21 protein-coding genes and 2 pseudogenes are annotated in these 25,738 nt (G+C 35.5%); 14 read left to right on the top strand and 9 right to left on the bottom strand.

Annotated elements, in window-relative coordinates; all coding sequences use genetic code 11:
* Positions 1-254: 254 nt before the first annotated feature.
* From RV15_RS05480 to RV15_RS05470, 3 genes are all read left to right on the top strand, one after another.
* The gene (locus RV15_RS05480) at positions 255-1,796 is read left to right on the top strand and encodes a serine hydrolase domain-containing protein (RefSeq protein WP_071877042.1); all 1,542 of its coding nucleotides are present in this window, start codon (positions 255-257) and stop codon (positions 1,794-1,796) included.
* A 452-nt stretch (positions 1,797-2,248) separates the two neighbouring features.
* Positions 2,249-2,917 carry a recombinase family protein gene (locus RV15_RS05475; RefSeq protein ID WP_071877041.1) on the top strand — a complete coding sequence of 223 codons (669 nt, stop codon included), beginning with the start codon at positions 2,249-2,251 and terminating at the stop codon, positions 2,915-2,917.
* Positions 2,918-3,288: 371 nt separating this feature from the next.
* Positions 3,289-4,254, top strand: coding sequence for an alpha/beta hydrolase (locus tag RV15_RS05470; protein WP_071877040.1), 966 nt, complete (start codon positions 3,289-3,291; stop codon positions 4,252-4,254).
* Positions 4,255-4,344: 90 nt separating this feature from the next.
* Here the strand turns inward: RV15_RS05470 and RV15_RS05465 are convergent, their stop codons facing one another.
* The 5 genes from RV15_RS05465 to RV15_RS05445 are packed head-to-tail and all read right to left on the bottom strand — an operon-like array spanning position 4,345 to position 7,206.
* Positions 4,345-5,241 (bottom strand): sensor histidine kinase, encoded by an 897-nt coding sequence (locus RV15_RS05465; RefSeq protein WP_071877039.1) that lies wholly within the window; start codon positions 5,239-5,241, stop codon positions 4,345-4,347.
* 4 nt (positions 5,242-5,245) lie between these two features.
* Positions 5,246-5,920, bottom strand: a complete 675-nt coding sequence (locus RV15_RS05460; protein ID WP_071877052.1) for a response regulator transcription factor — start codon at positions 5,918-5,920, stop codon at positions 5,246-5,248.
* A gap of 13 nt (positions 5,921-5,933) precedes the next feature.
* Positions 5,934-6,194 carry a GIY-YIG nuclease family protein gene (locus RV15_RS05455; protein WP_071877038.1) on the bottom strand — a complete coding sequence of 87 codons (261 nt, stop codon included), beginning with the start codon at positions 6,192-6,194 and terminating at the stop codon, positions 5,934-5,936.
* Positions 6,184-6,918, bottom strand: coding sequence for a tRNA1(Val) (adenine(37)-N6)-methyltransferase (locus RV15_RS05450; protein ID WP_071877037.1), 735 nt, complete (start codon positions 6,916-6,918; stop codon positions 6,184-6,186). Before RV15_RS05450 ends, RV15_RS05455 begins: the two co-directional genes overlap by 11 nt.
* A gap of 15 nt (positions 6,919-6,933) precedes the next feature.
* Entirely contained in the window at positions 6,934-7,206 is a 273-nt protein-coding gene (locus tag RV15_RS05445) for a GNAT family N-acetyltransferase (protein ID WP_071877036.1), read from the bottom strand.
* Between the two features lie 156 nt (positions 7,207-7,362).
* Between RV15_RS05445 and RV15_RS05440 the strand changes: the two genes are divergently transcribed.
* Positions 7,363-7,983: a lysophospholipid acyltransferase family protein gene (locus RV15_RS05440; protein ID WP_071877035.1), complete on the top strand. Its 621-nt coding sequence runs from the start codon at positions 7,363-7,365 to the stop codon at positions 7,981-7,983.
* Between the two features lie 80 nt (positions 7,984-8,063).
* Here the strand turns inward: RV15_RS05440 and RV15_RS05435 are convergent, their stop codons facing one another.
* Positions 8,064-9,245 (bottom strand): NADH-dependent flavin oxidoreductase, encoded by a 1,182-nt coding sequence (locus tag RV15_RS05435; protein ID WP_071877034.1) that lies wholly within the window; start codon positions 9,243-9,245, stop codon positions 8,064-8,066.
* A gap of 155 nt (positions 9,246-9,400) precedes the next feature.
* Between RV15_RS05435 and RV15_RS05430 the strand changes: the two genes are divergently transcribed.
* From RV15_RS05430 to RV15_RS05415, 5 genes and pseudogenes are all read left to right on the top strand, one after another.
* Complete coding sequence (locus RV15_RS05430; protein WP_071877033.1) at positions 9,401-9,775, top strand: winged helix-turn-helix transcriptional regulator; 375 nt, start codon at positions 9,401-9,403, stop codon at positions 9,773-9,775.
* A 199-nt stretch (positions 9,776-9,974) separates the two neighbouring features.
* Positions 9,975-11,114 (top strand): exonuclease SbcCD subunit D, encoded by a 1,140-nt coding sequence (locus RV15_RS05425; RefSeq protein ID WP_071877032.1) that lies wholly within the window; start codon positions 9,975-9,977, stop codon positions 11,112-11,114.
* A 1-nt stretch (position 11,115) separates the two neighbouring features.
* Positions 11,116-12,703, top strand: a pseudogene (locus RV15_RS19160) (AAA family ATPase); the annotation flags it as partial.
* 896 nt (positions 12,704-13,599) lie between these two features.
* A pseudogene (locus RV15_RS19155) lies at positions 13,600-14,259 on the top strand (SbcC/MukB-like Walker B domain-containing protein); the annotation flags it as partial.
* An 18-nt stretch (positions 14,260-14,277) separates the two neighbouring features.
* Complete coding sequence (locus RV15_RS05415) at positions 14,278-17,475, top strand: DEAD/DEAH box helicase (protein WP_071877030.1); 3,198 nt, start codon at positions 14,278-14,280, stop codon at positions 17,473-17,475.
* A 54-nt stretch (positions 17,476-17,529) separates the two neighbouring features.
* Here RV15_RS05415 and RV15_RS05410 read toward each other — a convergent pair whose 3' ends face one another.
* Positions 17,530-18,240: an HAD family hydrolase gene (locus tag RV15_RS05410; RefSeq protein ID WP_071877029.1), complete on the bottom strand. Its 711-nt coding sequence runs from the start codon at positions 18,238-18,240 to the stop codon at positions 17,530-17,532.
* Positions 18,241-18,743: 503 nt separating this feature from the next.
* On the opposite strand from RV15_RS05410, the gene RV15_RS05405 reads away from it, so the two are divergent.
* Positions 18,744-18,983: a hypothetical protein gene (locus RV15_RS05405; protein WP_071877028.1), complete on the top strand. Its 240-nt coding sequence runs from the start codon at positions 18,744-18,746 to the stop codon at positions 18,981-18,983.
* Between the two features lie 360 nt (positions 18,984-19,343).
* On the opposite strand, the gene RV15_RS05400 is transcribed toward RV15_RS05405, so the two are convergent.
* Entirely contained in the window at positions 19,344-19,691 is a 348-nt protein-coding gene (locus RV15_RS05400; protein WP_071877027.1) for a hypothetical protein, read from the bottom strand.
* 256 nt (positions 19,692-19,947) lie between these two features.
* Here RV15_RS05400 and RV15_RS05395 point away from each other — a divergent pair, with 256 nt between their 5' ends.
* Positions 19,948-21,663: an ABC transporter ATP-binding protein gene (locus RV15_RS05395; RefSeq protein WP_071877026.1), complete on the top strand. Its 1,716-nt coding sequence runs from the start codon at positions 19,948-19,950 to the stop codon at positions 21,661-21,663.
* Positions 21,664-21,755: 92 nt separating this feature from the next.
* Here the strand turns inward: RV15_RS05395 and trpS are convergent, their stop codons facing one another.
* Complete coding sequence (trpS, locus tag RV15_RS05390) at positions 21,756-22,772, bottom strand: tryptophan--tRNA ligase (protein WP_071877025.1); 1,017 nt, start codon at positions 22,770-22,772, stop codon at positions 21,756-21,758.
* 363 nt (positions 22,773-23,135) lie between these two features.
* On the opposite strand from trpS, the gene spxA reads away from it, so the two are divergent.
* From spxA to RV15_RS05375, 3 genes are all read left to right on the top strand, one after another.
* Positions 23,136-23,534 carry a transcriptional regulator SpxA gene (gene spxA, locus RV15_RS05385; protein ID WP_010760718.1) on the top strand — a complete coding sequence of 133 codons (399 nt, stop codon included), beginning with the start codon at positions 23,136-23,138 and terminating at the stop codon, positions 23,532-23,534.
* A gap of 252 nt (positions 23,535-23,786) precedes the next feature.
* Positions 23,787-24,437: an adaptor protein MecA gene (locus RV15_RS05380; RefSeq protein WP_071877024.1), complete on the top strand. Its 651-nt coding sequence runs from the start codon at positions 23,787-23,789 to the stop codon at positions 24,435-24,437.
* 95 nt (positions 24,438-24,532) lie between these two features.
* The gene (locus RV15_RS05375) at positions 24,533-25,723 is read left to right on the top strand and encodes a competence protein CoiA (RefSeq protein WP_071877023.1); all 1,191 of its coding nucleotides are present in this window, start codon (positions 24,533-24,535) and stop codon (positions 25,721-25,723) included.
* Positions 25,724-25,738 lie beyond the last annotated feature (15 nt).

Here is a 25,738-nt window from a genome sequence, read left to right as displayed (position 1 = left end):
ATTGGCGTAAGCATGACGCAAAAGTACTGACTATTTTCTTGATTCTGATTGCGTTACTTACAACTATTCAGTTTTATAATGTCCATTTATTCTTTTAAATAACGGAAAGGTATTTTTTAAGAAATAAAGTTCTATGTTATTAAATAAAAAGCGAATATTTATGGTCCCCTCGTAGAAGACAGCAGAGATAATCAAAAATCTTTGTTCTACGAGGGGATTTTTTATTTGTTTTCTTTTTATTTCGAATTTAAAATTTGGATGCAGATATTCAAGACTACTTGCCAGAAGGAACTTTAAACTTAACGTTTAACAAAAAAATCACTATTTTGGATTTGATGCATCATACAGCAGGTTTTGAAGATAGATTAGAAGGATTAAAACTAGATAATGTAGAACAAATCAGACCATTGAAAGAAACAATTACAAAGGAACAACCAAAGCAAGTCTATGAACCTGGGACAGTCACAGCCTATTCAAATTATAGTACCGCATTAGCAGGCTATATCATTGAACGAGTAACAGGCCAAGATTTTATACCTTACATGAACCAAAACATACTAAAACCACTTCAGATGAATCACTCAACGTTTTCTATGGTTTATGAGGACCAGCCTACAATAAAAGACAATGTAAGCCTAGGTTATAGATCAAATGAATCATCATTTGAAGTAATGGATCGTTTTATCAGTAATACTTTTCCAGCAGGATCGCTACTATCGAGTGCAGCAGATATGAACCATTTTATGATAGCTCAACTAAATTATGAAGGAACTGCTCCCTACAAGATCTTTAATCAAACAGAAACGTTAAAACAGATGCAAACGCATTCTGATGGAGTAATGCCAGAAGCTTTAGGTAATGCTCATGGATTCTGGGAAAAAGAGGTCAATAACAAGCGCATCATTGAACACGGTGGAGCTACATTAGGCTTCCTTTCAGAACTAAGCCTGGTTCCAGAAGAAGGACTAGGCATTGTCTTATTAACAAATAGTTTGTCTGGCGTGACAAGTACTGTTCAAAGCGAGATAGAAACAATATTTTTAGGGAAACCCTCTGATTCTGCTGATTTATCCTTGAAAAAAAGTCCTACAGATAAAAAAGTAGTAGGACGCTATCGTTCATCGAGAAGAGTACATTCAACTATGGCAAAATTTGCTTACATTATTATGAATGATGATCTCATCATAACAGAGAACAAAGAAGGCGGCATTAATGTAAAAATACCAGGAGAAAAGGAAGCTATTCCACTAGTCGAATTGAAATCAGGAATCTATCAAGTAGCCCAAAAGAAAAAAAATATAGACGGAAAAAAATATATGTATTTTGAATTCGACGAAAAAGGACAAGTTAAAAGAATTGTAGGAGATTATTTACCTGTCACTTCGATTCTAGACACACAATTATTTAACTTGGTAGCTTTTGCCATTTCTATTCTAGGATTTTTAGGATCATTGATTTATCTAGTGATTAAGTTTATCAAGCAAAAACGTAAAAAGAAAGCGGACGGCTGGTCAAAAAACTATACAGTACTCACAGCTTTCTCAGTTGTTGGTTTACTTGTATTGGGCGTAGGGATTGCTATGATCATGAATTTTTTATCAAATTCTCTGATGATTATTTCTTCAATGCAACCTTTATTTTATATTAATTGCTTGTTACCGATATTCACTGTCGGAATGATTGTCTGGCTAGCGGCAACTTGGCGTAAAAATGAGGCAAAATGGCTGACGATTTTCTTGATTATAATCGGCTTACTTACTACTGTGCAGTTTTATAATGTTCATTTATTCTTTTAAAGAATAACATTTTTGAAGAGAACAAAATCTATGACAGTTACTTGGGTAATAGTAGACAGATAACTAAATAATAAAGTTTCTGTCTACTATTTAAGATTCTGTAAAACACTATACTAATTTATGAGACCAAAGGATCGTACAGTTAAAATTATAGTGCTTGTTTTAAATCAAGTTAAATTAGTTTCTCCTGACAATAAAGATTGTTGAAGAATTAGCATTTTTTTTGTAATGAAGAATCTGTAAAAGTTGAAATTAGTGTAATATAATTAGACACAGTTTCGGCACTTGAATTATTGCTTGCCAAAAAGTGTTACCTTAGTTCATTTCTGTCTGGTAAGTCAATCTAAACTTAGAGGTAAACAATCTATAATTTTTATAGTTTTATGAATAGCAATCTCCTGTGTTTAAACTATACCACATAAATGTAAGGAAAATATTTGGAGGTTTAGGACATGGAAAAACTAGAAGGGCAAAGTAAACAACAAGAATTAGAACATTTAAAAATTGTAAAGGTGGGATATGTCCGTGTTTCGTCTTTAGATGAACGTCAGCGTCTAAGTGTAGAAATTCAAACAGAAGCTCTAGCAAGTTGTAATGTTCTATTCAGTGAAAAACAAAGCGGAAGTAATGATGATCGCCCAGAACTAGAAAAAGCTATTAATCTGGCTAAAAAATTATCTAACCAAGGCAAACAAGTTTCATTATACATTTACAAATTAGACCGTCTCACTCGCAGCATGAGCAAATTAGGTTCTCTCATTGACGAATTTAATCAACATAATATTAAGTTGATTAGCTTACAAGAAAACATTGAAACTGATTCACTTACTGGTCGTTTACTTTGTATTGTACTTGGATATGTTGCGGAAATAGAACTTGATAATATAAGATTGCGAACCAAGGCGGGGCTCAAGAAAGCGAAAGAGAACGGTGTGATTTTAGGCAATCCTGGACTTTCAGAAAAGAAAAAAATGGAAATAGTAAAGCTATACCAATTAAATAGTGTACCAGTTAAAACAATTGCTAGGCGACTCAAAGTAAGTGAAAGTTCTGTATACAAAGTCGCTAGAATTCACAATTTATCCAGACGAAATGGTAATAACGCTACTAGTAAGCACTAGTTGTTTGTGATATGACTATTGTCTAACTAAATCTTTTTTATACGAACGTCTGAACAAGAATACAAAAAAACTGATTTAACAAACTTAAAAGCTTGTTAAATCAGCGTTATGAAATATTTTATTATGTGTTTAAGTGTCGAATTGCACGACTTGTTCAGACGTTCATCTAAAGAAGTCTAATTTTGGAGGTGAACATGGTTATAGCATCTACCCAATAAGCAGTAGATAACATTGATTCGATTCTAAGCTCAACGAACTTAGTAGATTAGTGGAAGAGTTTTTATTTAGTTTAAGTTGAAGGTTAGGTACTGTGATGGACTGATAATAATCACTCTGTAAATGCTTAAAAAAAATATAAAAGGAGAATAGAAATGAAAAAAACTAAAAAAAAAGGATTAAAATACGCGTTACATATTCTAAAAATTACACTATTGGCGCTTGTGGGAGTAATTGTTCTTGCAATGGCTGGAATTTATATTTTTAACAAGATTAGCTTGCACAACGAAGCGAGCCAAATCAAAGACTATGGGGAAAAAATTGAAGTGTTTGACGGTATGATAAATGTAGTTGAAAAAGGGCAAGGGCAAGAAACGATTGTATTACTCCCTGGCCTTGGAACTGGTAGTCCAGTTTTGGACTACACACCCTTAACGAAAGAATTAGAAAATGACTATCGCGTCGTGGTAATCGAACCATTTGGTTACGGGTTAAGTAGTCAGACAAAGCGTGATCGAACATCAGCAAACATCGCTGAAGAAATCCATGAAGTGGTTGGAAAATTAAATATCGATTCTTTTATTTTGATGGGGCATTCAATCAGTGGAATCTATAGTTTGAATTATGTTGCTACCTATCCAGAAAGTGTCAAAGCTTTTGTGGGTATCGATAATAGTGTACCCGATCAACCAGCAGAAAAAGTCGATGATAGAATGACAAATTTTCTTACTGAAGCTGGAATAATGCGAATAATGGTCAATTTAAGTCCTAATCTTAAAAACGCTTTAACATTTGATGGAATAGATAAGAAAACCTATCAACAAAATCTTATGCTAAACTTGAAAAATTATAATAATAAAATGATTCGAAATGAACAACAGTTGCTAGAAAAAAATATACCTGCAGCTAGAAAGCAAGCTTTTCCAAAAGAATTGCCTGTATTGTTATTTGTAGCAAAAGACACTGTTGAGCTCGATGATAACTGGCTTGAATGGCATAAAATACAAGCTGAAAGTGTCACAAGAGGTGAAGTAGTTGAGCTTTCCGGTCCACATTCCCTACATCATACTCAATCAAAAGCAATCGCAGAAAAGTTCAAGCAATTTATGAATGAAAAATAAATTATGATAAAAATAAATGAATAAGAAAAAAATCAAGCCTGATGTTGATGTGTTGCATCAACATCAGGCTTGATTTTTTTTATAGCAAAACTATGTTTCTGAATTATTTTTTAAGGTCAAAACTAATTGAAACTCGTGTTTCTCTGTATGCAACGTAACCTCACTATGGAGTAAACTTGCCAACTCTTTAATAATACTTAAGCCTAAACCAGTACTCTTATTTGATCTTGATAAATCCTCTGTAAAAAAACGGTTAAAGAAAATTTGGACATCTCCCACGGGTTTTAATAAACCATTAGAAAATGTAATTTGAATATTATTTGCCTTGTTTTCTAATGAAACATGGGCATATTGATGGCCATGTTTTAGGATATTGCCCAAAATATTTTGAAGCAATCGTTGTAATACTGAAACATCCAATAGCAGTTTTTGGTGTTCTTGAATCTGTAAGTCTAAATGAATTTGTTGTTTTTCAAATTCTTCGTAGTAGGTAAAAAGATTCTCTTGTAAAAACTCAGAAACATCTACCACTTCCAGATTTAATTTGAGTGTTTTTTCTTGAATCAAATTATATTCCATTAAATAACTCAAATAATGAGAGATATCCATTAGGCTAGTGTCGATTTTTCCTAAAATTTCTTTATGGTCTTCTCTTTCAATCTCTTGTAAAAGAAGTTGAGTATAACCAGATGAAACGGTTAAGGGGGTTTTTAAGTCATGTGTTAAATTGGTTAAGATTTTTTGAACTTCTTTTTCTTTTTGCCGTTGTTGCTGATAAAAAGCTTTATTTTTCTTAATGAGAAGGTTATTTTTAGACAGTAAATTTCTAATTAATTTATTTTTTGAAGTAGAAGTCAGCTCCGCATTAGTTTCATGTTCAGTGATATAGGTCAATTGGGTAACAATGTGGCGCAGTTCATTTAAAATGAAAATAAAATAACCGCTCACAACTAAAAAAAGTAACGCAAATAATAGTGTCCACTGCATCGAATCAGCCCTCCTTTGATAAGCGAATACCAGTACCCCAGATTGTTTCAATATATTCTTCGTTGGGATCTAATTCTTTCAATTTTTTTCTAAGGGAACTAATATGGACGTTCACAGTATTTTCTCCGCCAATATAAGCGTCATGCCAGATGGTCTCATACAAATTGGCTTTAGAATAGATCTTATTTGGATGACGCAATAGTAACTCTAAGATTTGAAGCTCTTTATTAGAAATAGTCAAAGCATTTTTATGGACGAACGCTTCAGAAGATTCGGTATCTACACTTAAATTTTTATGTATGAGAATTTGGTTTTCTTTGACATGCGTCTGATGTGTGTGGATCTCGATCCTTGCTTCCAACTCTTCAATATGAAAGGGCTTGGTCACATAATCATTGGCCCCATTGCGGAGTAATTCTACTGTTTTTTCTTTAGTATCGATTGCTGTAAGAATGATGATCGGAACGTCCGATGTCTTTCTGATGGTCTGCAAGACACTTTCGCCAGTAACACCAGGCAGCATGAGATCAAGTAAAATTAAATCATAAGAATAGCTGAGTGCTTCCAGAATCCCTTCAGTACCGGATTGTTTTACAGATAGCTCATATTTGTCCTTAAACAAGAGCCGAACTAAGTCACAAATGTTTTCATCGTCTTCGATCAGTAAGATTTTTTTCATAAGAGTCATTCATTTACTCCTTTTCTTTTAAATAAGCAATTTTATGTTTTCTCGTTAACTTTTTAAATGCATACTCTGCTTTGGTTGCTTCGCTGCGGCTGCTAAATTTTTCAATATGGATCATTTTTGCAGGTAAGCGGGAGGGCAGTCGTGTATATTTTGCGCCAGTGCCACTGTTGTGCTCTTTCAAGCGTCTGTTTGGATCTGTTGTGTAGCCACCGTAAAAGGTATTGTCTTTGCAGTGAAGAACATAAAAATAATGATTACTCGCCATATAACATCGCCTTCATTTCTGGTAAATAGTTGTTCTGTTCATCATAGGTAAATAGCGGCGGCAAAACGCGAAAGCCATCCTGTTTGCCTTGTTTAATACCTTCAATTAATAAGGTATTGGCTTCTTTTCCAACTTTAGGATAAACAAAACGTACGCGTTTAGGTGCGATATTAGCGGACTCCATTGCATGTAGTATGTCTAAAAAGCGGTCAGGTCGATGAACCATTGCCAGGCGTCCAGTTGTTTTTAAGAGTTTTGCAGATACTGCAACAACTTCATCAAGTGTTGTATGTATTTCGTGACGGGCGATCGCTAAGTGAGGGTTAGGATTTTTTTGACTTGTCGGCAATTCCTTAAAGTAAGGCGGATTGCATAACACTAAATCAACAGAATCAGGTTTTACAGCAGTTGTTGCTAGCTTTAAATCTAATTCAAGCATAGTCATTTGATCTTCCAATTGATTTAACTGAATACTGCGTTTACCCATGTCAGCTAAACGCTCTTGTAGCTCAATTTGCTTGATGTTCGCGTTGGTTTTTCGACTGGCAAATAAACCAACGGCGCCATTTCCAGCACAAAGATCAACAATCAAACCATTTTTAGGAAATAGAGGGAAATTTGCGAGTAAAACAGCATCGATTGAGAAAGAAAAAACTTCTTTACTTTGAATGATCTGAATATCGTCTGCGAATAATTGATCGATTCGTTCACCTGGTAATAACATGTATAATTCATTCCTTTAATTTTTTTCGTGTTCAATTCGTTTGACTAAATGATGGTTGGTTGTGCCAATAAATGGTGTATTATCGAGTTTACCAAAATCATGGTAGCCGAACTTTTCGTAAAACGTTTTTGCTTGATGATCTTGTGTAGGAATCGTGATCAGTGATGAGCCTTCTTTTATGGCCAATTGTTCAGCAGGAACCTTTTTTACCTCTTCTTGATTTTTAGAAAGTAACGCAATCAATTCAGCTTCATTGTCATCTTTAGATAGTGATCTAAATTCGATCATGAATGGACACCTCCATTTTTTTAAGCGCTTTGATGGAATCCAAGATATCCTTATATTATACTACGATTAAGATATAGAAGAAACCTCTGAAAAAGACTTGTCAAAAGTGTTTGTTTTCGGCATACTTATAGCTAGTGAAAAGAAAGGAAGAAGAACATGTTTTTTACATTTATGCGTGGCGTTGTCCGGGTTGTTTTGTTTGTTATCAATGGCAATGCACACTATGAAAAGAAAGACCGTATTCCTCAAAATGAAAATTATATTTTAGTAGCACCTCATAGAACTTGGTGGGAACCACTTTATTTAGCTGTTGGCGGATCACCAAAAAAGTTTAGTTTTATGGCCAAAAAAGAATTATTCAAGAATTCGTTTCTGAGCTTTATTTTAAAGCATGCCAATGCATTTCCTGTTGATCGGGAAAAGCCTGGTCCAAGCGCTATTAAGACACCGGTAAAAACACTGAAGAACACTGATTTAAGCTTGGTGATGTTCCCTAGTGGAACCCGTCATTCTTCTGAGTTAAAAGGCGGTGTGGCGTTAATTGCAAAGATGGCTAAAGTAAGCATTGTTCCGGCGGTATATCAAGGGCCCTTAACCTTGAAAGATTTATTCAAACGTCGTCGGGTTACTGTTCGATTTGGCGAACCAATTGACGTTAGCGATATTCCCAAAATGGATAAAGAGGGCATTGCTGAAGTTGAACGCAGAATGCAGGCTTCATTTGATCGCTTAGATCAAGAAATCGATCCTAATTTCAAATATGAAGTGAAAGAATAACAAAAAACGAACCAAAACGGTGAATGTTTTGGTTCGTTCTTTTGTTATTTTGGTCCAGTTTTTATGCTGAATATCAATTGTTAAAGCTTTTTAAAGTTTTCCATCGGTGCAGGTGTATCTTCATAGTATTGAGCAGTGGAAGTATCTGTTGTATAGTGCATCACACTGTTAAAAGATTCTTTTAGATAATCCTGCATAACACTTGGAATTCGCAATTCTTCAGTATCTAAAGGACTTACTTTAGTGCGAATACTTGCTATGTCACCAGATGCGACTTTTTGTACCCATTTAGGTTCGCGAATTAACTCCCGACCAATCGCCACAAAATCAGCACCGTCTGCCATGACTTTTGCTGCTTCTTCCGGCTGTTCAACAGATCCGATACCAATCAAAGGAACAAAGCCCTTCGTTCTAGCTGAAAATTGAGAAATCAAGGTTGCTTTGGTTGCTTCATCATTTAAAGAAGTCCGCTTGTAATTGCCAATTGATAAATGGATATAATCCACCTTATTTTTGATTTGATCGACCAAATATAAAGAGTCAGCTAGGCGAATACCTGGTGTTTCGATTTCTTCTGGTGATAAGCGGTAGCCGACTACGAATGGATTTTGCGTATGCTTTTTGACCATTTGATTGACGGAATCAATAACTAATAACGGAAATTTCAAGCGTTTTTCTAATGAGCCGCCCCATTCATCTGAGCGTTGATTTGAGTTTTCAGAGAAAAACTGCTGTAGTAAATAAGTATTTGCTCCATGTAATTCAACGCCATCAAATCCCGCTAAGATCGCACGTCGAGTTGCTTCAGCAAAATCCTTTATGATTTGCAGAATTTCTTCATGTGTTAACGCTCTAGGTAATTCAGAATCTGCTGGATAACTCGCCTTAAGAGCACTTGCACTCACTGGTTGTGCTCCTCTCAAAATACTGCTAGTTGATTTACGGCCAGCATGAAAAATTTGTAAAATTGCTTTGGTCCCATCTTGTTTGATTGCAGTAGCAAGTTTTTGTAGGCCTGGGATCATCTCATCGTTGGTAACAGATAATTCTCCTTCAAAGCCTTTGCCGCCTGCACTGACATTCGCAACACCAGTGATGATCATTCCTGGACCACCTGCACGCATTGCATAATAAGCAATCTCATCTGACGTGACCATTCCATTATGAAAACTAGACTGAGTTGTCATAGGGGGCATTACAACCCGATTTTTGACATTTAGTCCATTAGAAAATGAATAACTAGATAAAAAGTTTTGGGACATAGTATTCGCTCCTTTGTGTTTGTTGAGAAGAGTGATTTTGTTTTTCTTCCCTGTAAGTGCTAGTATAAATGTTAAGCCAAAAGTAACAAGTACCTACTTTTAAGTGCTATAGTAACCAAAAAGTAATAATTGTGAAGAGTGAAAGGGATGGTAATATGAAAAAAGTTTATTACATGTCTATTGAAGCAACTTTGGAGGTTATTGGGGGAAAATGGAAGCCGAGTATTTTATGTCATCTGGGCAATGGTACAATGAGGACTGGAGAGTTAAAAAAACACATTCCTCAAATTACGCAAAAAATGCTTGTTCAACAATTACGGGAATTGGAAGCAGATAAGATTATCACTCGCAAAATTTATAACGAGGTGCCACCCAAAGTAGAATATTCATTAACAGAAGAAGGCAAATCATTGAGAGATATCTTGATAGCAATGTCTGTTTGGGGCGAAAATAGGGTACAAAGTTTGATTGAGACTGGAAAAGATGTTGAGATTTTAAGTGAAAATTATTCGGGTTTTTTAAATTATTAACCTTAAACATAGCGCTACAAAACGAATGACAGCTAAGTAATTTGGGCTGTCTTTATTTTTTGTCTAAACTTAAAAAAATCTGAATTAAGAGAAGTAGAAGCAACTGTTTTACTATAATCAAAATATGATACGTTTGAACCATATATTTTCCCGTAAATTTGGTATAATAGTAAGAAGGACTTTTTTAGGTGGTGGAAAAATGCGTTTTTTACATACAGCAGATTGGCATATTGGTAAAAAATTACATGGTTATGACTTATTAGAAGAACAGGTAGATGCATTTCAACAGATTTTAGCGATTGCTAAAACCGAACAGGTAGATGCAATAGTCGTTGCAGGAGATCTATATGATCGTTCGGTTCCTTCTGTTGAAGCAATTGAAGTTTTCAACCGGATGATCGTAGAAATGAATTTAGAGGAGCAATTTCCGGTTTTGGCTATTTCCGGTAATCATGACAGCAGTACTCGTTTAGAGACAGGCGGGCCATGGTTTGTTCAATCAAATTTCCATTTGAATACGCGTTTGGATCAGGCTTTTGAACCTGTTGAGATGAATAATACCCAGTTTTTTCTGTTACCATATTTTGAACCAATTTCAGCACGTTTATATTTTGAAAATGATGAGATCCGGACAATTGAACAAGCGATGAAAGAAGTAGTCAGCGCAATGGAAAAACAATTTAAGCCTGATATGGCCCATGTTTTAGTTAGTCATTTTTTTGTGGCTGGCAGTGAAAAGTCGGACTCAGAAACGAAATTAATGGTCGGTGGTTTAGATACAGTGCCGCTCACATTATTAAACTCATTTGATTATGTGGCTTTAGGGCATTTACATGGGAAGAATGCTTTACAGGCTGAAAATGCACGTTATAGTGGTTCGCCATTAAAATTTTCTTTGTCTGAGATGAATCAGAAAAAGGGTGTTTGGCTCGTGGATACAGACGCTTCCGATACAACTTTTACCTTTAAAGAAATTACCCCTTTAAGAGATGTCATGCAAATCGAAGGCAGCTTCAAAGAGTTGACGGCACAAGCATTTTATACGTCGATCGACCGTGAGAATTACTTACAAATTCAATTAACAGATCGCGCAGTGATCCCTAATATGATGAATCAGTTAAGACAGATTTATCCAAGAGTGATCGGTGTAGAACGCTTATTTGGAAGAGAAGAACGGCAGAAAAAAAGTGAAACAAAAAAATCAATCAAGACTTTAGCACCAACAGAATTAGTAGATCAATTCTTTTCAGAAGTAACCGGAGAAGCATTAACGCAGCAGCAGCAAACCTGGATCAAAGACAATCTGGCAGAAATTCATCAGACAGAAAGAGGGAAATAAGTTGAAACCATTAACGCTAACATTGAAAAACTTTGGACCTTATATTGATGAAACCATTGATTTTAGTAAATTTGAGGATTCTTCCTTATTTCTGATCAGTGGAAAAACTGGTTCGGGGAAAACAACCATTTTTGACGGGATGAGCTATGCTTTATTTGGCGAAAGCTCAGGAAAGCTGCGTCAAGGCAAAGAGATGCGTTCAACTTTTGCCGACCCATCAGAGCCGACCGAAGTTCATTTGGCTTTTTCCCATGGTGATTATTTTTATGATATCAAGAGAAAGCCAGAACAAGAGTTGTTTAAAAAGCGCGGTGATGGTACTCGGACTCAAAGCGCCAAGATTTCATTGATTGTTAAAGACCATTTGGGTAAAGAACTTAGAGAATATACAAAGCGTCGTGAAGTCGATAGCTTTATCCAAGAACTCCTCCATTTAGACGCAACTCAGTTTGCTCAAATTGTTCTCTTGCCCCAAGGTGAGTTTAGGACATTTTTGATCGCAAACAGTAATGATAAAGAAAAAGTACTTCGCAATTTGTTTGGTACACAATTGTATCAAACGTTGAATGATCAGCTTAAGAACCAGTTAAAGACCGTCAATAAGGCAATCGAAGCTACCCAACAAACGATTCAGGTAAAGTTAGATCAATTACATTGGAATGAGCCAATAGTGGAAGAGCAGTCTGTAGAGCAGCAATTAAGTGCGCTTATGCACCAACAAGAAACGATGATCAAGCAACAACTTGTTCAACAGAACGAATTAACCGTATTGAAGGAACAAAAACACGTAAAAGAGCAAGAAAAGTTTACCTTAGAGGAACTTTTGAATGATTTTGCTAAACAAAATCAACTCAAAAGCCAAAAAGAAGAGCTTGAACAAGCAGCTGAAATGATCAACAAACTTCGAATGGAAGAACAGCAACTTCAATGGGTAAAAAATCATCAAGGACTGATCGAAAAAATCGATGAAAAGGCTAGTTTGATCACAACATACGAGCAAGAACTCAAAGTAAATCAAACAGAACAAGAGACACAAGAACAATCAATTCAGCAGTGGGAACAGCAGCAACAAGAAGTTTTAGCACTGACTATAGTAATGGAACAAAACAAGGCTAGGCTAGCAAAGCTGCAATTTCAATTGCCTTTGTATGAAGAAAAAGCCAAATTAACGAATACATCGAAAGCAAATCGTTTAGAGCTTGAAGCATTAGTTAAACAACTTGAAGAAATCAAAGCAATGCAGATAAGTGCTGAGCAAGACTATCAAAAAGAGCTCATGGTTATAGAACGACAGGCTCAGATCGAAAATGAACAATTAAAATTAGAGCGTCATCACACACAATGGCTGACATTTTTAGAAAGCTGGGAAAATCTGCAACAACTTGCAGCAAAAAAAATAGCTACTGAACAGCAGCTGAGTAAACTGAAAACGGAACTTAAACAAGCAGAAGTAATGCAAGAAACGCTTGATAAGCAAGTTAAAAGTCAAAAAAGCCAATGGGCAAAAATGCAAATCAGTCGGCTAAGTTTATTTTTAGTCGAAGGGGAACCTTGTCCAGTCTGTGGTTCGGTCGAGCATCCAAAGCAAAATGAGCATCAAGAATTTTCACTAGAAGAAATCCAGTCACTAGAAAATCAATTAGACGAGTTGGAGCAAGCAGCTCAAAAGCAAGCTGCAACAGTTGCAAAATTACAAGCTCAAATAGTTCAATATCACACTACAGAGCAAGAATTACAGCAAGAAACAAAGCAGCAAAAGAGCAAAGTCAATACATTAATTGAGCAATTAAAAGAAAAACAAAACCTAATCTTAAACACTCCTTTAACCGCTGCTGAAATTGAACAAGTAACCGCTGAGTTTGAGGTGACAGCTGACGAACTTGAGCGCGAAGCTGAACGAATCAAAACTGCTAAGCATAGAATCAATGAGCTTGAAAAAACAGTCAAAGATCACCAAGCAAAAGTATTGAGACAAGAAGAAGTTGTCCGTGAGAAGCAACAGGAACAAGCGGCAAACCAAACGAAAATCACAACGATTATAGAACAATTAGGTGAAGATAATCTTTCTTTAGCTGATATCACTGAAACTAAAACCCAACTTGAACAACAAGTTGAACAATGGGAGCAACAAAAGCAAGAAATTGCAGATTGTTTAGCTAAATCCAAAGAAAATCAGCTTTTGCTAAAAAATAGCGAAGAACACCTTACCAAAGAAAAAACAACCAATCTAACTGAGAAAAGGTCATTAGAAAAGCAATTAGCTGAGGCAATAGAAGACTCAAGCTTTGATCTAGATGAAAAAATGCTTCGTGTCTTGCTAAGAGAAGTGCCAAAACTTGAAACAATCAAAGAAGAATTGACAGCTTTTGATAAGAAAAAAGATCAACTTGTTTTTCAATTAAAAGAACTAGAACAAAAGCTAGAAAATAAAGAGCAGCCAGAGTTAGCAACTATTCTGGATGAAATAGAAAAACTGAGATCATTGATCGAAGCAAAAGAAGCTAGTTATTATCAGCAGCAAGAAAAAATGCAGGCTAATGAAACGATTCAACAGCAAGTAAAAGAATTGATTACCTCAGTTGAGCAGCAATGGGAAGAAGTTACCGCGTTACATCAGCTGACTGCAACAGTCAATGGCGATAATCCAAGAAAGACCAGCTTGGAAAGATATGTTTTACAAACCTATTTAGAAGAAGTTTTGAAAGTAGCTAATCAACGTTTAGGATTATTGACAAATAATCGCTATCAGTTTGAATTGAATCAAGATTCAGGCAGCTATAAAAATCAAACAGGGCTTGAAATCAATGTTTATGACGATAATGCGGGAAGCGCGCGCAGTGCCCATACGCTATCTGGTGGAGAAAGCTTCATTGCAGCATTAGCGTTAGCCCTCTCGTTAGCAGAAGTAATCCAAGAGCACGCAGGCGGTGTCTTAATCGAAGCGTTGTTCATTGATGAAGGTTTTGGGTCTTTAGATGAAGAGGCTTTAGAAATGGCCATGGAAGCGCTGGAAACAATCGAAAACGAAGGAAGAATGATCGGTATTATCAGTCATGTAAGTGAGTTAAAAGCAAGAATTCCGCAACAACTACAAATTAAAACAAATGGAAATGGTCAGAGTCAAGTGACCTATCAAACGGCTTAAGGCCTAGGAGGTGAGAAGATGAAGTGGAGTATTCCAGAACGAATTGTTGAACGAGGCAGGGAGTATATGAAAGAAGGCAGAGTCTTGTCTATCGTTCAAGACCCTGAGAAAAAAATCTGGCACGCCGAAGTACTTGGCAACGAATTATATCGTATTCAGCTAGATGGAACCGCCAAAGAAAATGATATTTGTGAATGCCCCTACTGGAAGGATCATGGCTATTGTAAACATACTGTAGCAGTTGAGTTATCTTTGCGTCAAAAAGGCATGTCAAGGATTATTAAAGCAGACCAGCCAGTAGCCTTTGAAAAGCGATCATTGTCTATTTCAGAGATGTTTACAAAAGGTTTTGCTAAATTGAATCAGGTAGAGGAGAAAAATAAAGTTATACCGCTAGTCGTTGAATACATTGTCGATGTCATTGAAACGAATAGTTATTATCCAGAATTAGCTGTTTTAGGTGTGTCTTTGCGTCTAGGTAATAAAGGCGTCAAACCAAAAACCTACATTATTAAAAATATTGGTGAGTTTTTCCAAACCTTTCAAAAAGAAGGGTCATTTTTGATCAATAAGCAACATCATTTTGACTTGATCAATGAGGCTTTTTCAATTGAAAATCAAGAACTGCTAGAACAATTAGCCGCAATCTACCAAACAAGTCAATTGCTCGGTGCAAATGGCATTCAAGTGAAAGGCAAGATCGACAAACGTTATCTTGTTTTACCCATCGACCAAGGGCAGCAACTACTTGAAAAGATGAGCCTAATTCCACATTTTCAATTAAACGATGACGGGATAAAGTATCGACATCTGTCATTTGTAAAGGGCTCGTTGCCAATCTATTTTGACATAAGCAAACAATTGGATAAGACATATAAATTAATGATCAACGACCAGATAACAACCTTTTTATCGCATTATCAATGGGGATTTAGTAAAGATCAGGTATTTATTTTTACACAGGAGCAAGAAGCAATCTATACAACCTTATTGCAGTTATTAAAGCGTATTGAAAAACCTGAGATCATTTATGAAAAGTCTGAGCTATCTGATTTATTTGGAGCAGTGGTGCCGTTATTGAAGCGTTTAGGAACAGTCACGGTTAGCGATGACGTGGAAAATGAAGTGGTCTACCATCCATTGGAGGCAGTGTTGATTTTCCGCAAAATCAAAGGAATGATTAAGGTCCGGGTAGATTTTACTTATGGAACAGTCGTGTTTTCGACAGATAATGAGCATTCTGTTGCCTCTGGAGCAGACCAAGAAGTTGTACGTGATGGTAAAAAGGAGCAAGAAATTTTAGATCAATTAATAGCATTTGGGTATCAAAAAGTCACTGACGGGTACGAAAAAGCTTTACCTGCTGGTGAACGACTGTATTACTTCTTTAAAGCGGAAGTTCCTACATTTCGTCGTTTAGGAGAAGTGCGCATGGGGAAAAAGCTGCGGGAATTATATTTAGACGCCGCGCATCATCAACCTATGATCGAAGTTTCAGACGCCGATTCTTGGCTGGATGTTCGCTTTGATATTACGGGGATTGCGGAGCAGGAAATCGATGCTGTTTTAGCTAGTTTATTACGCAATGACCGTTTTTATACATTAGAGACAGGCGAGGTTTTAGCTTTAGATTCAGAAGAATTTCAACAGACAAGTGAAATTTTGACACTGCTGAGAAAGAATATGAAAAATGTGCAGGGGACTATTCAAGTACCAAGAAATCAGGGCTTGATGATTGAAAATATGTTGGAAAACAATGCACAAGCACATTTTTCAGCTTCCTTTAAGGAGATGGTTTCAAACCTGACGCATCCAGAAGACTTTGAAGCTATTTTGCCTAAAAAAATCCAAGCTACACTTAGAAACTACCAAATCGATGGGTTTAAGTGGCTAAAAATGCTTAGCTATTACCAATTCGGTGGGATTTTAGCTGACGAAATGGGACTAGGAAAAACGCTTCAGACCATTACGTACTTATTATCTGAAAAAGAAGAACAACAGCAAAAAGGAGCAGCCCTCATTGTGGCTCCAGCCAGTCTGATTTATAACTGGGTAGCTGAAATTAAAAAATTTGCACCTGATTTACAGGCGGAAGTTGTGGCTGGAAATAAATTAGAACGTGAAAAACTTGCGAAGCAGGCAGACCTCGATGTTTTGATTACATCATATGCTAGTCTGAGACAAGATATCGATATGTATCAAGAATTGAATTTGGGTTACTTAATTTTAGATGAAGCTCAAATGGTTAAAAATAGTGGAACCAAAACAGCTCAGGCGCTAAAAAGCTTGGTAGTTCCTCAACGCTTTGCTTTGAGTGGTACACCGATTGAGAATAATTTAGATGAGTTGTGGTCGATCTTCCAAATGATTTTGCCTGGCTTATTCCCATCGAAAACCTTATTTAGGTCGATGAAACCAGAAGAAATCGCTAAAATGATTCAGCCCTTTATTTTAAGACGAGATAAGAAGACGGTACTGGCAGATCTTCCAGATAAGATTGAAAGTAATTTATATAGTGTGCTGACAGAAGAGCAAAAGACTGTCTACTTAGCTTATCTTAAGCAGATGCAAGAAGACGTCAGCCAAATGGATCAAGATACGTTTAAAAAGAATCGTTTAAGTATTTTGGCTGGTTTGACTCGTTTGCGCCAAATTTGCTGTGATCCTCGTTTATTTATTGATGATTACACAGGCGGCTCTGGAAAATTGGAACAAGTGAAAGATTTATTGGTTGCTGCTAAAGAAAATAATCGGCGTGTCTTGCTATTTTCTCAATTTACAAGTATGCTGTCGATTATTGAAACCGAATTACATGAGTTAGGCCTTTCGACCTTTTATTTAAGAGGTAGTACCAAGCCTAAAGAACGGATAACGATGGCTGATGCATTTAATGAAGGAGAAAAGGATGTCTTTTTAATTTCATTAAAAGCTGGTGGCACAGGCTTAAATTTAACAGGTGCAGATACCGTAATTTTATATGATTTATGGTGGAACCCAGCCGTGGAAGAGCAAGCAGCTGGACGAGCACATCGCATCGGTCAAAAAAATGTTGTGGAAGTCTGGCGGATGATCGCAGAAGGTACCGTTGAAGAAAAAATGGACTCTTTACAGCAAGAAAAACGCGAGTTGTTCCAAAAGGTAATCCAAGGAAATGAAGAACAATTAGCTAAAATGACTGAAGATGATATTCGAATGATCTTGAGTATTGGTGAATAAAAGGAAAAAATACAGCGTAGACTTAGAGAAAACTCTAAGCATACGCTGCTTTTTTTATGAAAATAACGATTGAATCGTAGGAAATAAATCATCAAAAGAAGTGACTTCCTTAATATGATGAGCTTCTTCATCCGCTGGCATCTCGCGTAAACGATGATTGAACCATAAAGATTTCCAACCACCATTTTTAGCGCCGGCAATATCATTTTCAAAGCTATCTCCGACATATAATGTACGTTCACAATCCATACCGAATTCTTTGGCAGCCAGATCAAAAATTTCTTTTTCTGGTTTTTGAAATCCAGTACTTTGAGAAATAATAATGTTATCTGTTGGAACCCAATTTTCTAATTGGAGCTGTTTTACTTTTTTGAATTGATGATCTGTCGGACCATTTGTAATGATTCCCATTGGAATATTTTTCTCTTTTAAGAAATCGAATACTTTTTTAACCTCTGGATGCATCACGATATTATCTAGTTCATCCTCATAAGTTTTTTGGAAGATCAGACCATCTTCTTGTGAAACACTTGGATAATCAAGGTCTTTCAATGATTCATTGATACGGAAAAAACGCATATATTCTAGTGTCCATTCATCAGACATCACTTTAGGAAATGTCTCATCACTGTGGAACCGAAAGCGAATATATAGTGCATGCATATCTTCTGGTTTTACATTGGGAAAGACTGCATTGATCGCATTTCTAAAAGGTTGTTGCTGGTCATAGATTGTATCATCAACATCAAAAACAATAGTTTTCATTAAAAAAATTGCACCCCTTAATAGTTTTCAGAAAAATTTTCAAATTTCTTTTACATTGTAGCGAACTTTTTCACAAAAGAACAGAAAGAAATTTTTTAATTTAGATTAGAATGCTGACATTGTTAGATTGTTGGTGCATAAAGGATTGTGCTTGTATTTGATATATGGTGTTATGTTCGTGACTTTGAAGAATTGATTTTCCATAAAAATAGTAACAACAATCTTTTATTTAGATATTTTTTCAAATCACCAACTCCTTTACAGAAGTAATTATAGAATAATCGAAATAGGTGATAGTTGATAAAACCAAAACCGAATTGGAGAATCGAGCATCAAGTTATCTCACCTAAATACAGCTTGTTGCTACAAAGGGCAAGCTATAGCAGAAAACGAAAATTATTTTGAAGTGACTATCGATCATATATAAGATAGGAGTATAGTTAGAGTGTTTATTTTGTATAATGATTCCTTTATAATTAAGTAACTACTAAGGAGTTGTTTTTGTGAATAATGAGAAATTAATGTTTCAATTAGGAAAAATGATTGGACTGAGCTTGGGACTAGTAAGTATGAACACAATCGCAATCGCAGTGATGAGTGTCATGTCAGTAATCAAAGGTAGAGGTATTTTTGGAGAATTGAGTTTTATGATGTGGCTACTTATGACTATATGTTCTTGGATAGTTGTTTTTATATCCTTTAAACAAGCAAATATAAAATTTATAACTAAAAAGCAAAAGTAAAAATAGAGCGATTCTTTTTTTATAGTAACACAAAGAAACAAATTTTCACTCATGTGACCAATAATAAGCCATATATTGTTATTTTATTCTTCAAAAAAGTCCAGTCGATAGTTATTTTTTGAAGTAGTAAAAAAAAGTTACATTTAGTATAATAAAAACAGAAACACCGATCAGGCCTATCTTCCCCAAGACATAAGCAACTCATCGGTGTTTTTAATGATGTACATGTATAGGTATAACTTAACAAAATGCTTGTAGCTTTTCAAGTTATTGATACTCTGGTCTCCAGCATGTCCAAAATGTATAAAAAACTGAAGAGAATGTCTTCTCTCCAGTTTGGCTTTTTTCAATTTCAAATAATTACTTACTTTTTTTAGTATCACCAATTACAAATGTTGCACCAAAAATAATAGACAACACAGCCCAGATGTATAAATCCCCATATCCGCCAGCAAGTAAGAACGCAATAATGCCTCCTGCAATGTAAAATCCAGCAGCTACAAAACCGCCATTACCAGAAGAATTTCTAGTTGCAATGGCAACGATTCCTGCGACTAATAAACAGATAGCCAACAACATACCAGCACTGCCGCCAGCTTCCCCGTTGTTTTGCATGCTATTTGCTAAACCAGCAACACATGATTGAAATAAAACCAACAATGATAAAATAATACTGATAATGCCAATAACTAATTTTGTTGTTTTCACTTAAACACTCCTTAATATAATAAATAATAGTAATGCGTTAAATACGCAACCCTATCTATAATATAGTTAAAATAACAATTTTTCAATATGAAATCCATTTATTGTTCTCATATGTCAAAATATTTTTCTTTATAAGAAATATTTCTATTAAAGGATGTAAATTGAGCGCTAGTCGATCATTTGAGAGCTTTCAAATTTTGCATCTAAGGGTCTCTTTGCGTATAATAGTTTTAGTGTCGAAAGAAAGAGGGAGTTTATGTTAAAACGATTTTTTAGTTATTACAAACCATATAAGCACTTATTTATTTTAGATTTCGGCTGTGCGGTTCTGGCAGGTTTACTAGAGTTGGCTTTTCCAGTTGTTGTGAACCAAGTGATTGATAAAATCATGCCAAAAGGAAATTTCCGGTTGATTGCGCTAGCCTGCGCAGGTTTGCTGTTGTTTTATATACTTAATACATTTTTACAGTATATCGTGGTATTTTTTGGTCATAAACTTGGGGTCAATATTGAAACAGATATGCGTCGAGAATTATACGGACACTTACAGACGCAGCCGTTTGAATATTATGACAACCAGAAAACAGGGAAATTGATGAGTCGTTTGACAACTGATTTATTTGAAATTTCTGAAGTTGCCCATCATGGACCAGAAGATGTATTTATTACGGTGATGACTTTAGTCGGGTCATTTTATTTGATGCTTAGAATTCATGTACAGCTAGCTTTGGCTACATTTATTGTGTTGCCTTTTATTACGATTGCGTTGGTTTTCTTTAATAAGAAGATGACGAAAGTCAACACAAAAATTTATGATAATCTGGGAGACTTTAATGCAGGTGTTGAAGCATCTGTTAGTGGGATTCGAGTGACACAGTCTTTTGCAAATGAACCGTTTGAACGTAAACGATTTGAAGGGTTGAATCAAGCCTATCGTCAATCAAAAATCACGTTTTATAAAGTGATGGGAATTAGCTCGGCCTATAATTACTTTTTAATTCGTTTAATTAATTTGTTTACGCTGATTTTTGGAGCTTACTACACGATCAAAGGCGAAATTACAGATGGGCAATTTGTTGGATTTATTCTATTATCCAATGTTTTCGTTCGCCCAATCGAAAAAGTCAATAATATGATTGAAAGCTATCCTAAAGGAATCGCTGGGTTTAAGCGATTTACTGAAGAAATTGATAAAAAGCCTGCGATTCAGGATAAGCCGGATGCAATAGTAGTTGATCATTTACATGGGGATATTATTTATGACGATGTATCATTTTCATATGCTGATTCTACGAAAGTTTTAAATCATATTGATTTGCAGATTGTTCCTGGCGAAACAGTCGCATTTGTTGGTCAAAGCGGATCAGGCAAAACCACATTATGCAATCTATTACCTAGATTTTATGAAGTAACCGAAGGGGCAATTACGATTGACGGTATCAACGTTCAAGCGATGACGCTTGCTTCTTTACGCAGTCAAATTGGTATTGTCCAACAAGATGTTTTCTTGTTTCCTGGAACAATCCGGGACAATATTGCTTATGGAAAACTGGATGCGACAGAAGCCGAAATCCAAAATGCAGTAAAGTTAGCTCATTTAGAAAAAGTCGTCGATCAAATGTCAGAAGGATTAGATACGATGATCGGTGAACGAGGAGTCAAGCTTTCTGGAGGTCAAAAACAACGAGTGGCGATTGCTAGAATGTTCCTAAAAAATCCGCCAATTTTAATTTTGGATGAAGCAACTTCTGCATTGGATACGGAAACAGAACAAGTGATCCAAGAATCATTAAATTCGTTGGCACATGGTAGGACAACCTTAATCATCGCGCATCGATTAGCAACGATCAAGCATGCAACACGGATCATTGTTGTTAGTGACAAGGGAATATTAGAAGAAGGAACGCATGAAGAATTACTTGCGAAAGGCGGGCACTACCGCCGACTGCATGATGCTCAATTTAGAGATTAATTAAGATGAGACAAAATAAAAGCCTATAACTCCAAGAATAATCAGGAGTTATAGGCTTTTTAGTGATAGTTATTCAGAAGTGCCTCTGTTTGTTACTTTTTCTTGCGTGGTTTTCTACCTAAGCCGATAGCGTTTTTCATTCGTTGCAACGTTTTGTTGGCTACAAGTCTGGCTTGTTCAGCACCTTTATCAAGAATATCATCTAATTCATCGGAAGCTAATAACGCGTGGTAGCGCGCTTGGATTGGCTCTAGTAGATCAACAACAGCTTCAGCTAAATCAGCTTTGAATTCACCGTAGCCTTTTCCTTGATAAGCGGTGGCCAGTTCATCGATAGAACGGCCAGTTGCAACAGAAAAGATACTTAGTAAGTTAGAAATTCCTGGTTTATTTTCTGGGTCATATTCAATGATGCCAGTTGAATCTGTGACAGCTGATTTAATTTTTTTACGGATAACATTTGGCTCATCCAGCATCGAAATAAAGCCTTTTTTGTTTGAATCAGATTTGCTCATTTTACTTGTCGGATCCTGTAAGCTCATTACACGTCCGCCTTGTTGTGCGATTTTTACTTCTGGAAGGACCAGAATTTCTTGATTTGGTTGTCCATAACGTTTATTAAAACGTTCAACAAAATCACGTGTTAATTCTAAATGTTGTTTTTGGTCATCGCCGACAGGAACAAGATCTGCATTATATAAGACGATATCTCCAACCATCAAAGGTGGATAAGTCAATAATCCTGCGCTGACTCCTGTGCGTCCATTTTTTTGTGATTTATCTTTAAATTGAGTCATACGCTCTAATTCGCCGATTGTTGTGTTGCATTGAATGATCCAAGCAGCCTCAGCGTGAGCGGAAACTTCAGATTGGATGAAAATTGTCGATTTCTCAGGATCAAGACCTATAGCTAAGTACAATGCCGCTAGACTGCGTGTCTGTTGTCGTAATTGTATAGGATCTTGAGGAACTGTTATTGCATGTTCATCAACAATACAAAAATAACAGTCATAGTGATTTTGGAGATCAATAAATTGTTTCATTGCACCAATATAATTTCCAATTGTTGGGATGCCGCTTGGCTGAATGCCAGAAAAAATAGTTTCCATAAGTAACCACCTTAATTAATTAATAAAAAAGTCATTATGATCATTATACAGCTAAAAATAAAAAAAAACAGGATTACAGGAAAAAAATAAAATGTCAGAATTTTTAGACTAGTACAGTTGTAGCAGATTATGATTGCTGTACCACTTTTACTCGTTTTGAAAACGTTATAATTTTATGTTGAAAAAAACGATCTTTATTTCAATATTTAAAAAAAAACACGTAAAATAACGAAAAACTATGATTTTTTTTGGAAAAAGAGCTAGTATTTTTATTAGAAGTTGGGTATACTTAAATTAAATAGGAAAACAGAAAGCTTTCCTGTTTCAAAAAAGTGACGAAAGTCACAAAAAGGAGTGATGCACATGTTGACACTTTATACTTCCCCAAGTTGTACGTCCTGCCGTAAGGCTCGTGCATGGTTGCAAGAACACGAGATTCCATTCAAAGAAAGAAATATTTTTTCAGAACCACTGAATATTTCAGAACTGAAGGCAATTTTGCGAATGACAGAAGATGGAACAGAAGAGATTATTTCTACTCGTTCTAAGGTTTTCCAAAAACTTAATATGGATTTGGATGAACTTCCGTTACAGGACTTACTAGAGTTAGTAAAAGAGAATCCTGGATTGTTGCGTCGACCAATAATGATTGATGAAAAAAGATTACAGGTTGGTTTTAATGAGGATGAAATTCGACGTTTCTTGCCAAGAGGAGTAAGACAATTGGAATTACGTCAAGCGCAATTGATGGCAGGTTTATAAAATTTATAAGGAGAACCTTTGTCCTTGCGGCAAAGGTTTTCTTTTTCTATTAATCTTTACATAGTAAATAGGTTTTTACTTTTTTATAGATATTTATAAAAAAAGTACATAGTGTAGAACAAGTTTTAAGGATTATACTAAGACAGCAGTTTATTTAGGGATATTATTACTTTTCCCTTTACATTTGGCGTGATTCCGCTACAATGTACGTAAGAATGAGTTTCCTGATTAGCAAAAGTGAGGTGTAGCGACATGGAAATGGAACATATCAATGAAAATACGATACGTGTGTTGATTGGCAATGAGGATTTAGCTGATAGAGGAATTACTTTTTTAGATTTACTCGGCAACCACAAGGAAGTAGAAAATTTTTTCTACAGTATTTTAGAAGAAGTTGATGTGGAAGATGAATTTCAGGGCAGTGAAGCTGTTACCTTTCAGGTTCTGCCGAAAAGTGATGGATTAGAACTATTTATTAGTAAAAATGCATCAATCGATGAAGTATCAAATTTTGAAGGCTTCAACGATTTAAATTCAGAAGAAGTTAGTAATATAATTCGTAAACAAATCGAAGAAGATTTTGCTGAGGAAACACAAGATTTCACTGATACTACAGTAAAAAATTTAGTCTTTGAACTAAATGATTTCGATACAATGGTCCAACTGGCAAATGAAGTATTCTTACAGTCTGTGATAGCGAATTTATATACATTTAAAGGAACATACTATCTACAAGTTATTTTCTTATTGGATGAGTTAGGAAAAAATAATGTAGAAAATGAATTAGCACAGTTGTTAGAGTATGCGAATCTATCAGCTGTTACTCCTGAAACATTGAATGAATATGGCACGTGCATCATGGAACGTAACGCTTTAGAATTAACTAGATATTACTTTGAATAAACAAAAAGAACTGAAATAAGCGAACTTTGCTTTATTTCAGTTCTTTTTGATGAATCATACTCTATCTTGCGTAACTTAATTATGAGGTGAGATAGATGTTCAATGCATATTCAAAAGACAAAGAAGTTGTAACACTACTAAACTTAACTAGAGAAGAAATCGAGCGAATGAAAGGTAAGGCTTATTTTTGTCCAGCTTGTAATCACCCAGTCCGGATAAAGAATGGTAAAGTTAAGCTCCCACATTTTTCTCATTATAATCAAAGCTTCTGCACCCTTGATTCAGAAGGAGAGACGATAGAACATTTGGCATTGAAAGAAGTTTTTGCTACCTGGTGTGAAAAACAAGCAATTCAATATGAAGTAGAAAAATATTTGCCAGCGTTGAATCAAAGACCCGATCTTCTGATAGGAAATATCGCTGTTGAGATTCAGTGCAGTCCCATGAGTGTTCAAAGGCTGGTGGAACGGACTAAGAGCTATCAAAAGCATGGCTATTTTCCAATCTGGATTTGTGGAAATAAATTATTTTCAAACCATCTGAATTTGAGTGAACTGGTCAAAAATCTATGCTATTATTCGGATCGTCTAGGCTTTTATCTCTGGTCGGCTGACTGGCAAAATAAAGAGTTGAACTTGCATTTTCATATTGAAGAGGATTGGAAGAAGAGAATCTATTATTCTAAAAAAACATGGCCTTTTTTTAGTGATTCTTTGATGGATATTTTAAATTTCCCAAGCAAATCTCATATTTACATTCAAAGAAAATTTAAAATTGGAGAACTGATCCAAGAATATTATTGGGAGCTGAGTAAAAAATTATATAGAAGAGATGAGCGTATTAGAATGCTCCAATCTGTATTATATAACAAACGATTTCATTTACTTTACTTGCCAAATTGGTTTTATTATCCAGGTCTTCATATCTTTTGTTGTAGAGGATCAGACCTGTTATTGAAGCTTCGAATTTGGGAGTGGGTACAGTTTTTTGATCAGAATGTTTTTGAGCTTGATGATTTACGTTTACATTTAGGCAAAGAATTAGAAAAGTCACTTGAACTATTTTACGAGCTTCCTAATGTTCCTGTTGATGTCGTGAAAGAATACTGTTTAAATCAGTTACTGATAAATTTGGTTGCTTGTGATCATTTAGTTAGAATTCAATCAAGATGGAAAGTGTTAGCGAATACGACTGAACGAAGTATAGCGGATGTCGAAAATTGGTTAAAAAGAATTGAAAATAAATCTTTAATCACTGCTACTCCATTCAAAAATGTGATAAGATAAGTCTATATAAGAATA

It is taken from the genome of Enterococcus silesiacus, assembly GCF_001886225.1.
Taxonomy (GTDB): domain Bacteria; phylum Bacillota; class Bacilli; order Lactobacillales; family Enterococcaceae; genus Enterococcus_L; species Enterococcus_L silesiacus.
The sequence above is the reverse complement of the archived record's forward strand: the minus strand, read 5'-3'. Positions and strand labels throughout refer to the sequence as shown.

Bases quoted from the DNA above. Each gene is read 5' to 3' on its own strand.
- RV15_RS05475 (WP_071877041.1), top strand. From the start codon at position 2,249: ATGGAAAAACTAGAAGGGCAAAGTAAACAACAAGAATTAGAACATTTA.
- RV15_RS05470 (WP_071877040.1), top strand. From the start codon at position 3,289: ATGAAAAAAACTAAAAAAAAAGGATTAAAATACGCGTTACATATTCTA.
- RV15_RS05465 (WP_071877039.1), bottom strand. From the start codon at position 5,241: ATGCAGTGGACACTATTATTTGCGTTACTTTTTTTAGTTGTGAGCGGT.
- RV15_RS05460 (WP_071877052.1), bottom strand. From the start codon at position 5,920: ATGAAAAAAATCTTACTGATCGAAGACGATGAAAACATTTGTGACTTA.
- RV15_RS05455 (WP_071877038.1), bottom strand. From the start codon at position 6,194: ATGGCGAGTAATCATTATTTTTATGTTCTTCACTGCAAAGACAATACC.
- RV15_RS05450 (WP_071877037.1), bottom strand. From the start codon at position 6,918: ATGTTATTACCAGGTGAACGAATCGATCAATTATTCGCAGACGATATT.
- RV15_RS05445 (WP_071877036.1), bottom strand. From the start codon at position 7,206: ATGATCGAATTTAGATCACTATCTAAAGATGACAATGAAGCTGAATTG.
- RV15_RS05440 (WP_071877035.1), top strand. From the start codon at position 7,363: ATGTTTTTTACATTTATGCGTGGCGTTGTCCGGGTTGTTTTGTTTGTT.
- RV15_RS05435 (WP_071877034.1), bottom strand. From the start codon at position 9,245: ATGTCCCAAAACTTTTTATCTAGTTATTCATTTTCTAATGGACTAAAT.
- RV15_RS05430 (WP_071877033.1), top strand. From the start codon at position 9,401: ATGAAAAAAGTTTATTACATGTCTATTGAAGCAACTTTGGAGGTTATT.
- RV15_RS05425 (WP_071877032.1), top strand. From the start codon at position 9,975: ATGCGTTTTTTACATACAGCAGATTGGCATATTGGTAAAAAATTACAT.
- RV15_RS05415 (WP_071877030.1), top strand. From the start codon at position 14,278: ATGAAGTGGAGTATTCCAGAACGAATTGTTGAACGAGGCAGGGAGTAT.
- RV15_RS05410 (WP_071877029.1), bottom strand. From the start codon at position 18,240: ATGAAAACTATTGTTTTTGATGTTGATGATACAATCTATGACCAGCAA.
- RV15_RS05395 (WP_071877026.1), top strand. From the start codon at position 19,948: ATGTTAAAACGATTTTTTAGTTATTACAAACCATATAAGCACTTATTT.
- trpS (WP_071877025.1), bottom strand. From the start codon at position 22,772: ATGGAAACTATTTTTTCTGGCATTCAGCCAAGCGGCATCCCAACAATT.
- spxA (WP_010760718.1), top strand. From the start codon at position 23,136: ATGTTGACACTTTATACTTCCCCAAGTTGTACGTCCTGCCGTAAGGCT.
- RV15_RS05380 (WP_071877024.1), top strand. From the start codon at position 23,787: ATGGAAATGGAACATATCAATGAAAATACGATACGTGTGTTGATTGGC.
- RV15_RS05375 (WP_071877023.1), top strand. From the start codon at position 24,533: ATGTTCAATGCATATTCAAAAGACAAAGAAGTTGTAACACTACTAAAC.